This window comes from Bradyrhizobium sp. ma5 (genome assembly GCF_042258955.1).
Taxonomy (GTDB): domain Bacteria; phylum Pseudomonadota; class Alphaproteobacteria; order Rhizobiales; family Xanthobacteraceae; genus Bradyrhizobium.
The window spans coordinates 9022429-9034518 of record NZ_CP170156.1 but is presented as its reverse complement, the minus strand read 5'-3'; the positions used below and the strand labels follow the sequence as shown (position 1 = coordinate 9034518).

The 12090-nt window shown below is 64.4% G+C and carries 13 protein-coding genes; 9 read left to right on the top strand and 4 right to left on the bottom strand.

What is annotated here, in order from left to right; genetic code table 11:
• Positions 1-18 precede the first annotated feature (18 nt).
• Complete coding sequence (pncA, locus tag ACE103_RS42685; RefSeq protein ID WP_375777806.1) at positions 19-729, bottom strand: bifunctional nicotinamidase/pyrazinamidase; 711 nt, start codon at positions 727-729, stop codon at positions 19-21.
• Positions 730-826: 97 nt separating this feature from the next.
• Positions 827-1762 (bottom strand): hypothetical protein, encoded by a 936-nt coding sequence (locus tag ACE103_RS42680; RefSeq protein WP_223971435.1) that lies wholly within the window; start codon positions 1760-1762, stop codon positions 827-829.
• A gap of 577 nt (positions 1763-2339) precedes the next feature.
• Between ACE103_RS42680 and dnaK the strand changes: the two genes are divergently transcribed.
• The 8 genes from dnaK (at position 2340) to ACE103_RS42640 (ending at position 9529) form a co-directional block, all read left to right on the top strand.
• A complete protein-coding gene (gene dnaK, locus ACE103_RS42675) occupies positions 2340-4241 on the top strand; it encodes a molecular chaperone DnaK (RefSeq protein WP_223971437.1) in 1902 nt (633 codons plus the stop codon).
• Between the two features lie 146 nt (positions 4242-4387).
• Positions 4388-5518, top strand: a complete 1131-nt coding sequence (gene dnaJ, locus ACE103_RS42670; RefSeq protein WP_375777805.1) for a molecular chaperone DnaJ — start codon at positions 4388-4390, stop codon at positions 5516-5518.
• Positions 5519-5618: 100 nt separating this feature from the next.
• Positions 5619-6221 carry a class I SAM-dependent methyltransferase gene (locus ACE103_RS42665; RefSeq protein ID WP_097671376.1) on the top strand — a complete coding sequence of 201 codons (603 nt, stop codon included), beginning with the start codon at positions 5619-5621 and terminating at the stop codon, positions 6219-6221.
• A 48-nt stretch (positions 6222-6269) separates the two neighbouring features.
• The gene (locus ACE103_RS42660) at positions 6270-6848 is read left to right on the top strand and encodes an NADPH-dependent FMN reductase (protein WP_223971443.1); all 579 of its coding nucleotides are present in this window, start codon (positions 6270-6272) and stop codon (positions 6846-6848) included.
• Between the two features lie 6 nt (positions 6849-6854).
• A complete protein-coding gene (gene pyrF, locus ACE103_RS42655; protein WP_375777804.1) occupies positions 6855-7565 on the top strand; it encodes an orotidine-5'-phosphate decarboxylase in 711 nt (236 codons plus the stop codon).
• Between the two features lie 23 nt (positions 7566-7588).
• Positions 7589-7885 (top strand): DUF1330 domain-containing protein, encoded by a 297-nt coding sequence (locus ACE103_RS42650; protein WP_057020363.1) that lies wholly within the window; start codon positions 7589-7591, stop codon positions 7883-7885.
• A gap of 160 nt (positions 7886-8045) precedes the next feature.
• Positions 8046-8858: a 4-hydroxy-tetrahydrodipicolinate reductase gene (gene dapB / locus ACE103_RS42645; protein ID WP_223971446.1), complete on the top strand. Its 813-nt coding sequence runs from the start codon at positions 8046-8048 to the stop codon at positions 8856-8858.
• 47 nt (positions 8859-8905) lie between these two features.
• Positions 8906-9529, top strand: coding sequence for a 2,3-bisphosphoglycerate-dependent phosphoglycerate mutase (locus ACE103_RS42640; RefSeq protein WP_375777803.1), 624 nt, complete (start codon positions 8906-8908; stop codon positions 9527-9529).
• Positions 9530-9707: 178 nt separating this feature from the next.
• Here ACE103_RS42640 and ACE103_RS42635 read toward each other — a convergent pair whose 3' ends face one another.
• Together ACE103_RS42635 and ACE103_RS42630 are read right to left on the bottom strand one after the other, a co-directional pair.
• Positions 9708-10604 carry a bifunctional helix-turn-helix domain-containing protein/methylated-DNA--[protein]-cysteine S-methyltransferase gene (locus ACE103_RS42635; RefSeq protein ID WP_223972519.1) on the bottom strand — a complete coding sequence of 299 codons (897 nt, stop codon included), beginning with the start codon at positions 10602-10604 and terminating at the stop codon, positions 9708-9710.
• 57 nt (positions 10605-10661) lie between these two features.
• Positions 10662-11222, bottom strand: a complete 561-nt coding sequence (locus ACE103_RS42630; protein WP_375777802.1) for a DUF2244 domain-containing protein — start codon at positions 11220-11222, stop codon at positions 10662-10664.
• Positions 11223-11244: 22 nt separating this feature from the next.
• On the opposite strand from ACE103_RS42630, the gene nth reads away from it, so the two are divergent.
• Positions 11245-12030 carry an endonuclease III gene (nth, locus tag ACE103_RS42625; protein WP_375777801.1) on the top strand — a complete coding sequence of 262 codons (786 nt, stop codon included), beginning with the start codon at positions 11245-11247 and terminating at the stop codon, positions 12028-12030.
• Positions 12031-12090: the final 60 nt, after the last annotated feature.

Genomic DNA, 12090 nt, shown 5'->3' with positions numbered 1-12090 from the left:
CTCGCGCGAGGCGGCGACTTACCCGATATCCGACGACTGGATCCGCCTGACGCCGGCCTTGTCCATGTCGGTCCAGGCCTTGGCCAGCGATCCCTGCGTGTCGATGCCGCGGCAGGCGTCCTCCACGACATAGGTTTCGAAGCCGGCCTTGCGCGCATCGAGCGCGGTCCATGCCACGCAGAAATCGGTGGCGAGCCCGGCCACGAAAACCCGCTCGACATTGCGCGCCTTCAGATATGCGGCAAGCCCGGTGGTGGTCTTGCCGTCGGCTTCGGTGAAGGCGGAGTAGCTGTCGACGTCCTTGTGAAAGCCCTTGCGGATGATCAGCTCGGCCTGCGGGATCGCGAGCTCCTTCGACAGCGAGGCGCCGTCGGTGCCCTGCACGCAGTGGTCCGGCCACAGCACCTGCTTGCCGTAGGCGAGATCGACGGTCTCGAACGGCTTCTTGCCGGCGTGGACCGAGGCAAACGAGACGTGTCCGGGCGTGTGCCAGTCCTGCGTCATCACCACATTGGCAAAGCTCTTGGCGATCTTGTTGATGACAGGCACCACCTGCTCGCCGTCCTTCACCGCGAGGCTGCCGCCGGGCAGGAAGCAGTTCTGGACGTCGATCACGAGCAGCGCGGAGCCATCGTCGGGCTTGATCGCAGCCGCCCAGAGACTTTTCGGAACCAGGGTCGCAAGCGCCAACGTGCCGAGGCCTGCAACTATTTGTCGTCGATCCAACATCGCGCCCCTCCTCGCTTTGATACCGCGCGAGGAGGCTAGTTCCGTTCGGCGAGCGACGAAAGTGGGATTTTTCCGACCGGCCTTGCGACCGGCCCGATCAGCCGCGCGGCTGGATGCCGTCGCGGACCGCGCGGAAGCGCGGGAACGCCGTTTCCCAATCGGTGCGCGGCGAGCTACCGATGATCCGCAGCGATGTCTGCGCGCCGAACCGCAGCCACTGCACGATGGTCACCGGGGTGTTGTCCTTGCCGCTGACGGCGTCGATCCGGGTCTCGAAGCCGGGCTGGCCGTCGATCCGGATCGGTTCGGACATGGTGATCCGCCCGTCGCGCACGCCGGGGATCGTGGTGGCGATCTGCTGGGCAAAGCGGCCGCGATCGTCGGGCGTGGCCGGCGCCGAAGTGATGATGCCGAGCAGCATGAAGGGCTTGGCCTCAAGCGCCTTGTCGTCGCCGTCGGCCATCAGCAGCGCTGCGCCCGGCGCCAGCATGCGGATGTTCTTGAAGCTGCTGAGCTCGGTGACCTTGAACGGCATCATGCCGAGCTGCTCATCGACCGGCACATCCTTGCGGATTTCGGCGGAGGCGAACATCTGCCGGACGGCGTCGTCGGTGTAGATCTTGCTCGCGTTCTCCGGCACCTGCACCGCGACATAGCCGGAGAAGGTCGGCCCCGGCAGGATCATGGAATAGCGCCGCACATTGCTGGCGCCGTCGCGTGCGCTCTCCACCGTGTAGTAGGCGAGGCCGGCCGGCGTCTCAAGGCTCTCCGGCTTGATGTTTCCGGTGCCGGCGGGGTTGGCCTTGAAGGCGGTCACGACCTCGTTGTAGGCGTCCGCGGGCAGGTCGGCGATCAGGACTTTGACGCCCTGGTCCTCGGTCTCGAAGCCGATGAAGGCTTTGGCGCGGACGAGGCCCACCAGCGGTTTCATCCCGACATGCGCGCCCGGCGGAAACACCACGTCGGCGGCATAGCCACGACAGGTGGCAGCAATTAGCAAGGCAACCGCAACGAGAACTCGAAAAGGCGTCATGGGGGATCTACCGGTTTTGCTTGGTGGCCGCGCAACGGGGCCGATGCAGGGCTGGATGGCCTCTTTCAGTCGGACCGCTTTTAGCGGTTTTGATGGCCCTGCAACAGGCCGCCAAATCTCTGCTCCAGGCCAGCCGGCTCGATTCCATGGGCTTTTCGCCTTGATTGGCGGGCACTTTCCAGTTTCCCGAGGTTTCCAGAAGCGACCACCTGCGGCCGCCAGCGGCCAAACAGCGCGCCCTCGACCCGTGCGCCGCTCTCGCATACGACGTTTGTGAGCGTTCACTCAACAGCGCTGACGTCGCGCCGCTGACCTCGCGGTCGACGGCGGGCGGCATCATTGCCGATCCGTTAACTTGGTTTGGGCTTGAACCGGGGCCGCAGCCGGACTGACACAATCTTTCAAACGTCAGTCTTTTCAGGCCTCAACGTTGCGTCCAGTCCTTGCGGGCAGGACCCTCTCTCCTATATCAGGCTCACCGTCGCAATATCGCGAGTATGTGAACGTCTGGGGGTTCGGTACGGAGCGCCGTCAGGGCCCAACACCAACCTGCCTTAGCAAAGAGGATATCAAAACCATGGGTAAGGTCATTGGGATCGACCTCGGCACCACGAATTCGTGCGTCGCCGTGATGGATGGCAAGAACGCCAAGGTGATCGAGAATGCCGAGGGCATGCGAACGACGCCGTCGATCGTTGCTTTCACCGACGATGGCGAGCGCCTTGTCGGACAGCCGGCGAAGCGCCAGGCGGTGACCAATCCCGAGCGTACGTTCTTTGCGGTGAAGCGCCTCATCGGCCGCCGCTATGACGACCCGATGGTCGAGAAGGACAAGAAGCTCGTTCCCTACAAGATCGTCAAAGCGTCGAACGGCGATGCCTGGGTCGAAGCCGACGGGAAGACCTATTCGCCCTCGCAGGTCTCGGCCTTCATTCTGCAGAAGATGAAGGAGACCGCCGAGGCGCATCTCGGCCAGAAGGTCGATCAGGCCGTCATCACGGTTCCTGCCTATTTCAACGACGCGCAGCGTCAGGCCACCAAGGATGCCGGCAAGATCGCCGGCCTCGAAGTGCTGCGCATCATCAACGAGCCGACGGCAGCCGCGCTCGCCTACGGTCTCGACAAGACGAAGGCCGGCACGATCGCCGTGTACGACCTCGGCGGCGGCACCTTCGACGTCTCGATCCTCGAGATCGGCGACGGCGTGTTCGAGGTGAAGTCGACCAACGGCGACACCTTCCTCGGTGGTGAAGACTTCGACATGCGCCTGGTCGGCTATCTCGCCGACGAGTTCCAGAAGGAGCAGGGCATCAACCTGCGCAACGACAAGCTCGCTCTGCAGCGCCTGAAGGAAGCCGCTGAGAAGGCCAAGATCGAGCTGTCGTCGACCACGCAGACTGAAATCAATCTGCCGTTCATCACGGCCGACCAGACCGGTCCGAAGCATCTGACGATGAAGCTGACCCGCGCCAAGTTCGAGGCGCTGGTGGCCGACCTTGTCGAGAAGACCATCGAGCCGTGCCGCAAGGCGCTGAAGGATGCCGGCCTGACCGCCGGTGAGATCGGCGAAGTGGTGCTGGTCGGCGGCATGACCCGCATGCCGAAGATCCAGGAAGTCGTGAAGCAGTTCTTCGGCAAGGAGCCGCACAAGGGCGTCAATCCCGACGAAGTCGTCGCGATCGGTGCTGCGATCCAGGCCGGCGTGCTGCAGGGCGACGTCAAGGACGTGCTGCTGCTCGACGTGACCCCGCTGTCGCTGGGCATCGAGACGCTGGGCGGCGTGTTCACTCGCATCATCGACCGCAACACCACGATCCCGACCAAGAAGAGCCAGGTGTTCTCGACGGCCGAAGACAATCAGGGCGCCGTCACCATCCGCGTCTTCCAGGGCGAGCGTGAAATGGCGGCCGACAACAAGATGCTCGGCCAGTTCGATCTGATGGGTATTCCGCCGGCTCCGCGCGGCATGCCTCAGATCGAGGTGACCTTCGACATCGACGCCAACGGCATCGTCAACGTCTCGGCCAAGGACAAGGCGACCGGCAAGGAACAGCAGATCCGGATCCAGGCATCCGGCGGTCTGTCCGAGGCCGACATCGACAAGATGGTCAAGGACGCCGAGGCCAATGCGGCCGAGGACAAGAAGCGCCGCGAAGCAGTCGACGCCAAGAACCATGCCGATGGCTTGGTTCATTCGACCGAGAAGGCTTTGGCCGAGCACGGCTCGAAGATTCCGGAGACGGATCGTCGCGCCATCGAAGACGCCGTCAGCGACCTCAAGGAAGCGCTGAAGGGCGACGACGCTGAGGCGATCAAGGCCAAGACCAACACGCTGGCGCAGGCTTCGATGAAGCTCGGCGAGGCAATGTACAAGCAGCAGGCTGAGGCCGATGCGGCCAAGGACGCTGCAAAGGATGACGTTGTCGACGCGGAGTTCACCGAGGTCGACGACGACAAGAACAGCAAGAAGTCTGCCTAAGCGGGCTTGCGATCATGGCCCTCACACCAAAGAGCACGCGACGCGTCTCGGAGGAGTGGGGGTCATTTTTCTTTAAGGCGATCGCTGCATCTTCCAGACAGGCGCAATCCTTGACGATCGCGACGAACTTCGGACGGAATTGAAGTATGTCCACCAAGCGCTGCTACTACGAGACCCTCGAGGTCGAGCGGAACGCGGACGAGACCAAGCTCAAATCGGCTTTCCGCAAGCTCGCGATGAAATGGCATCCGGACAAGAACCCGGGCGACGCCAGCAGCGAGGTCCGGTTCAAGGAAATCAACGAAGCCTATGAGGTGTTGAAGGACGGCGACAAGCGCGCCGCCTATGACCGCTTCGGCCATGCCGCTTTCGAGCAGGGCATGGGCGGTGGCGGTCCCGGCTTCGGCGCCGGCTTCGCCTCCTCCTTCTCCGACATCTTCGAGGATCTGTTCGGCATGGCCGGGCAGCGCCGCGGCAGCGGCGGCCGCGAACGCGGTGCCGACCTGCGCTACAACATGGAGATCACGCTCGAGGAGGCCTTCCAGGGCAAGACCGCGCAGATCGAGATCCCGGTCTCGGTCACTTGCGAATCCTGCTCCGGCACCGGCGCCAAGGCCGGCACCAAGCCGAAGACCTGCTCGCATTGCGGCGGCGCCGGCCGTATCCGGCAGGCCCAGGGCTTCTTCACGCTGGAGCGGACCTGCCCCGGCTGTCAGGGCCGCGGCCAGATGATCGAGGACGCCTGCGCCTCCTGCGCCGGGTCCGGCCGGGTGACGCGCGAGCGCACGCTGTCGGTCAACATTCCTCCGGGCGTCGAGGACGGCACCCGTATTCGTCTCGCCGGCGAAGGCGAGGCCGGTGTCCGCGGCGGTCCGCCCGGCGACCTCTACATCTTCCTGTCGCTGACCACGCACCAGTTCTTCCAGCGCGACGGCGCCGACCTGCACTGCCGCGTGCCGATCTCGATGGTCACCGCTGCCCTCGGCGGCGAGTTCGAGGTGCCGACCATCGACAAGAGCAAGACCAAGGTGAAGGTGCCGGCCGGGACCCAGTCCAGCCGCCGATTCCGCATCGCATCAAAGGGTATGCCGGTGCTCCGTTCGCGCCAGACCGGCGACATGTATGTACAGGTTGTGGTCGAAACGCCGCAGAATCTGACCAAGAAGCAGCAAGAATTGCTGATGGAGTTCGAAAAACTCTCGTCCGGCGCAACTCAACCGGAGGCAGCGGGTTTCTTCTCTAAGGTCAAGGACTTCTTCGGAAGCCGCACCGTCTAGCCGCAGTCGTTATGCTTGACCGTAACGACTTCGATCTATACGTGTTTATGACTGTTTTCTGACAACCGCTCGATTGTGCGCGGTCCCGCCTGGTAGCGACATGCCTCTGCAATCGTCCGTGCGTGCGTCGAAGAAGCCCCTCCGTCTCGACGACGAGGTTCGATTTCTCCGTTCATGGATCGAGAAGCCGCTGCATATGGGCGCGGTGATGCCGTCCGGGCGGCTGCTTGCACGCACCATGGCGCAATATGTCGATCCCGAGTCCGAAGGACCGGTTGTCGAACTCGGACCCGGCACCGGTGCGATCACCAATGCGCTGATCGAGCATGGCGTCGATCAAAAGCGTCTCGTCTTGGTTGAGTACAATCCCGGCTTCTGTGCGCTGCTGCGCGAACGCTATCCGCAGGCCAAGGTGGTCCAGGGCGACGCCTACAGGCTGCGCGATACGCTGTGGGACGTCATGAAGTCCCCGGCGTCGGCCGTGGTCTCCGGCCTGCCGCTGGTTACCAAGCCGATGCTGACCCGCCTGAAGCTGGTCCGCGACGCTTTCCTGGCCCTCGCGCCCGGTGCGCCGTTCGTCCAGTTCACCTATTCGGTGGCGCCGCCGATTCCGAAGTCACTGCCCGGCGTGTCCACAGAAGCGTCCGAGCGGATCTGGATGAACCTTCCGCCCGCGCGGGTCTGGGTGTATCGCAAGGGCTGACCGCCCTGCGTTGTCGCGCCGGGCGCGTGCCCTAACCGCGATTTCGAAATGTCCGCGCTGAAAATCCTCGTGATCCCCGGATCGCTGCGATCAGGGTCGCTCAATGCGAAGCTCGCCGCCGTGCTGGCGCATGAGGTCGCACAGCTCGGGGCCGACGTCACCCGTATCTCGCTCGGCGATTTTCCGCTGCCGATCTATGACGGCGATCTGCAGGCCAAATCGGGCGTGCCGCAGCACGCCGTCAATCTGAAGCGGATGATCGGCACCCATCATGGCGTGCTGATCGTGACGCCGGAATACAACTCCTCGGTGCCGGCGCTGGTGAAGAACACGATCGACTGGGTGAGCCGCGTGCAGGATCCGCACGAGACTCGTGGCCAGGTGTTCCACGGCCGCGCCTTCGCGATCGCGGCGGCATCCGGCAACCGACTCGGCGGCACGCGTGCGCTGGCGGCGCTGCGCTTGATCCTGACGGCGTGCCATGCCGCCGTGATCCCGAACCAGCTCGCGCTGTCATTCGCCGAGCAGGCCTATGACGACATGGATCGTCTGAAGCACCAGGCCGACATCGACACGATGCGGGCGCTGGTGCGGCAGCTGATCGACCATTCCCAACGCATGATGTGAGGTGACATGCAGCCAGCCAAGATCGCTCCAAAAGACCGGTTGATTGTGGCGCTCGATCTGCCGTCGGTCGCCAGCGCCGAGGCGATGATCGACAGGCTCGGCGACAGCGTCACCTTCTACAAGATCGGCTATCAGCTCGGTTACGCCGGCGGCCTTACGCTGGCGAAGCAGCTCGCAGGCAGCGGCAAGAAGGTCTTTCTCGATCTCAAGATGCACGACATCGGCAACACGGTGGCGCGCGGGGTCGAAAGCGTCGCCGCTCTCGGCGCGACCTTTCTCACCGTGCATGCCTATCCGCAGACCATGAAGGCGGCGGTCGAGGCGCGCGCGGGTTCGGGCCTGAAGATCCTCGCGGTGACGGTGCTGACGTCCTACGATGACAGCGACCTGCACGCGGCGGGCTATCGCCTCAACGTCTCCGATCTCGTCGAAGCGCGCGCCAGGCAGGCACAGGCGCTCGGTGTCGACGGCATCGTCAGCTCGCCTGAGGAAGCCGCCGCCTTGCGCAAGATCGTGGGCAAACAGATGAACCTGGTGACCCCTGGCATTCGCCCCGCGGGCTCGGCGACCGGCGATCAGAAGCGCATCATGACGCCGGCCCGTGCCATTGCCGCCGGCGCTGACTATCTGGTGGTCGGACGTCCGGTGATGGAAGCCGCCGATCCGAAGGCCGCGGCCGAAGCCATTCACACCGAGATCGCCCAGGCGCTCGCCTGAACCAACAACAAGGGAGAATAGAGATGGCGAAGGGATACTGGATCGGACGCGTCGACGTTCACAATGAGGAGGGCTACAAGCCCTACATGGCGGCCAACCCGGCGATCTTCCAGAAATTCGGCGGCAAGTTCATCGTGCGCGGCGGCAAGTTCACTGGCGTCGAGGGCCAGAGCCGCTCGCGCAACGTCGTGATCGAATTTCCCGATTACGCGACCGCGCTCGCTTGCTACCAATCGCCGGAATACCAGGCCAACATCAAGGTGCGGCAGCCGCACTCGATCGCCGACCTGATCATCATCGAGGGGCACGACAGCCCGTAGGCCTGCACATCGGGCCGCCGCCGGTTCGGTTGCCCGGAACAGCCGCCGCCGATCGCCGTTTGAGCATGATCCCCGCGCAAATGCGTTCCGCGTTTGTCGCGCCGGAAAACCGGTTTCCCCTTTGCCGGTTCATGCTTTATACGGCGGTGAGAGGTGAGCCATGGCTGACATGCGTCTGATTGTTGCGGGAGCCGGCGGCCGGATGGGCCGCACGCTGACGCGGGTGATTTCCGAAACCCCGGGGGCGGTGCTGGTCGGCGCGCTGGAAGCACCGGGCTCGGAGCTGCTCGGCAAGGACGCCGGCGTGCTCGCCGGCCTTCCCGCCAACGACGTCAAGCTGTCGGCCGATCTGTGGTCGATGTCGGCGGCCGCCGACGGCATCCTGGATTTCACCGTACCGGCCGCGACCATCGCCAATGTCGCGATCGCGGCCGAGCGCGGCCTGGTTCACGTCATCGGCACCACCGGCCTGTCGCAGTCCGACGATGCCGTGATCCGCAGCGTCACCAACCGCGCCATTGTGGTGAGGTCGGGCAATATGAGCCTCGGCGTCAATCTGCTTGCCGCGCTGGTCAAGCGCGTCGCGCAATCGCTCGACCAGAGCTTTGACATCGAAATTCTCGAGCTGCACCACAAGTCCAAGATCGATGCGCCGTCGGGCACCGCCTTGATGCTCGGCGAAGCTGCGGCTGCGGGACGCAAGATCGCGCTGGAGCAGCATTCGGCGCGCGGCCGCGATGGCCTGACCGGGGCGCGGCGCGCCGGCGATATCGGCTTTGCGTCGTTGCGCGGCGGCACCGCGGCGGGCGATCACAGCGTGATCTTTGCCGGCCCTTCGGAGCGCATCACGCTGTCGCATCATGCCGAGGATCGCGCGCTGTTCGCGCAGGGCGCGCTGAAGGCGGCGCTGTGGGCGCACGGCAAGAAGCCCGGCATGTATTCGATGACCGACGTGCTCGGGTTGAACGACTGAAACCACCCGACGAAATAAAATCCAGCCAAGCGAAAACGGAATCTGAAATGAGTGATCGTCTTCTTGTGCTCGTTCGTCACGGTCAGAGCGAATGGAATCTGAAGAACCTGTTCACCGGGTGGAAGGATCCCGATCTCACCGAGCAGGGCATCACTGAGGCCAAGGACGCCGGCCGCAAGCTGAAGGCGCAGGGCCTGTCTTTCGACGTTGCCTTCACCTCCGACCTGACCCGCGCGCAGCACACGCTGAAGCTGATGCTGGAGCAGATCGGCCAGACCGGACTGCCGACCACGAAGAATCTCGCGCTCAATGAGCGCGACTACGGCGATCTCTCGGGCCTCAACAAGGACGACGCCCGCAAGAAGTGGGGCGAGGACCAGGTCCTGGTCTGGCGCCGCTCCTACGACGTCCCGCCGCCCGGCGGCGAGAGCCTGAAGGATACGCTGGCGCGTACGCTGCCCTATTACGTACAGGAGATCCTGCCGGGCGTGCTGCGCGGCCAGCGCACGCTGATCGCCGCCCACGGCAATTCGCTGCGCGCGCTGATCATGGTGCTGGAGAAGCTTTCGCCGGAGCAGATCCTCAAGCGCGAACTCGCGACCGGCGCGCCGGTGGTCTATCGGCTCAACGTCGATTCCACCGTTGCGTCCAAGGTCGATCTCGCGGCTTAGAGAACGCTCAACCGCTCAACCCGTCATCCCCGCGCAAAGGCTTTGCCTTTGTCGCTGGAGGAGCGCGAAGCGCGTCTCGAAGGATGCACGGCCACCAGCCGGGCCGTCGACCCTTCGAGACGCGCTTCGCGCTCCTCAGGGTGACGGTGAGAGAGTGTGAGCGCCCGGCTAAGGAAGGTCAGTGCAATCCGACCTGGCCAGCTTCCCAGCCTAGCATCGCCTGCTTGCGGGTGATGCCCCAGTGATAGCCGGTCAGCGCGCCGCTCTTGCCGAGGGCGCGATGGCAGGGCACCACGAACGACACCGGATTGCGGCCGACTGCGGCGCCGACCGCGCGCGACGCCTTCGGATTGCTGATCTTGGTGGCGATGTCGGAATAGCTCACCGCGCGGCCCATCGGGACCTTCAGCAGGGTTTCCCACACCCGCACCTCGAAGTCGGTACCGATCAAGACGACGCGCAGCGGCTGGTCCGCCCGCCACAACTTCGTATCGAACACGCGCTGGGCCAATGCGGTGGTGCCGTCGGTGTCCTCGACAAAGGTCGCGTTCGGCCAGCGCCGCTTCATGTCGGCAAACGCCGTCTGCTCGTCGCCGGGGTCAGCGAAGGCAAGGCCTGCGAGCCCGCGGTCGGTTGCGATCACGATCGCGGTGCCGAATGGCGACGGGTGGAAGCCGAAGCGCAGCGTCATGCCGCCGCCGCCGGTCTTCCATTCGCCGGGCGACATCGCCTCATGCGTGACGAACAGATCGTGCAGCCGTCCCGGGCCTGAAAGACCTGAGTCGAGTGCGGCGTCGAGCACGCTGGCGGAATCGCGCAGCAGGTTCTTGGCGTGATCCAGGGTCAGCGCCTGCATGAAGGCCTTCGGCGTCAGCCCGGCCCAGCGGCGGAACAGATGGTGCAGTTCATCCGGCGTGACGGCGGCGGCATCGGCCATCGCTTCGATGGTCGGCTGCGTGCGCCAGTGCTCCGAGATGAACGCGATGGCGCGCCGCACCGAGTCGTAGTCGCGCAGCGCGGCGCTCTGGAGGCCCGGCTTGGCCAGGCGCTGGTCGTGTATGGCGAGTGTCATCATGGTGTCTGATTTAGGAGCCATGGCGCGTCCAAACCACCCGATTTCTGACAAGCACGATCAAGCGATGGGATTGTAAGTCGGGCCGCGTTTCGCGGTGTTCAGCGCCGCGGTCAACGCTGTGGAAAAGCTCGCCTTTTCGTCCGGGCTCAGGAAGCTGCCGACGCTCACCCGGCGGCCCCGTGACACCAGGTAAAGCCGTTCGATGCCGAACTCCTCATGCGAGATCTGCTCGAACCGCACCCAGAGCGGGTTGAGAACCCATTCCGCCACATGGCCGCGGTGACTGATCCTGCGGACCCGCAGTTCCGACGGCGTGACGGTGATCTCCTCGCTCGCCTTGGCGGAGCGGAAATTGACCTTGAACGCCCAGTAGATCACCAGCACGTCGAGGCCGAAGAAACCGAAGATCGGCCAGGCGCCGAGCCACCAGAACACCGCGCCGGCGATGAAGCTGACCACGGTGACGAACGACATCAGCACGATGAAGCCGGTGCGATTCAGCGAGCGGTGCGGCGTCAGCAGCGCCGAGAACAGTTTCGGCTCCGCCTCGGGCGCATCGACGTCGAGGTCATCGGCCCTGGGGTCTTCGCCCGGATCAAAGTCGTTGCCTGCGGTCATGACGTGTCAGTATATCCCGTTCATGGCCAAAATCATCCGCTCTCAACGCGCGAGCACCTCAAGCGTTCGGTCCGCGCCGAAGAAGAAAGCCGCCAAAGCGGCAAAGCCGCTGCCCAAACGCGCGGCGAAGAAGCCGGCGACCAAGGCCGCCAAGAAGGTTGCAAAACCAAAGCCATGGACGGCGGAGCAGGTCTACGAGGCCTTCGACCGGTTCCGAAAAGCCAATCCCGAGCCGAAGGGCGAGCTCGAGCATCTCAACCCCTACACGCTGCTGGTGGCCGTGGTGTTTTCGGCGCAGGCGACCGACGCCGGCGTCAACAAGGCGACGCGGGCGCTGTTTGCGATCGCCGACACGCCGGAGAAGATGCTTGAGCTCGGCGAAGACAGAGTGCGCGACTACATCAAGACCATCGGGCTCTATCGCAACAAGGCCAGGAACGTCATCGCGCTGTCCGAGAAGCTGATTGCCGAATTCGGCAGCGAGGTGCCGCGCACCCGTGCCGAAATCGAATCATTACCCGGCGCCGGCCGCAAGACCGCGAATGTCGTGCTCAACATGGCGTTCGGCGAGCACACGATGGCGGTCGACACCCATGTGTTCCGCGTCGGCAACCGCACCGGTCTCGCGCCCGGCAAGACGCCGCTCGAGGTCGAGCTGGGATTGGAGAAGGTGATCCCGACCGAGTTCATGCTGCACGCCCATCACTGGCTGATCCTGCATGGCCGCTATACTTGTCTCGCCCGCGGTCCGCGTTGCGACGTATGTTTGATCAATGACCTTTGCCGGTGGCCGGAGAAGACCGTCTAAGGCATGATCGTCATCATGTGCTGGCATGGTTGTCCGGCGTTCCGGGTGTGACTGACGGGA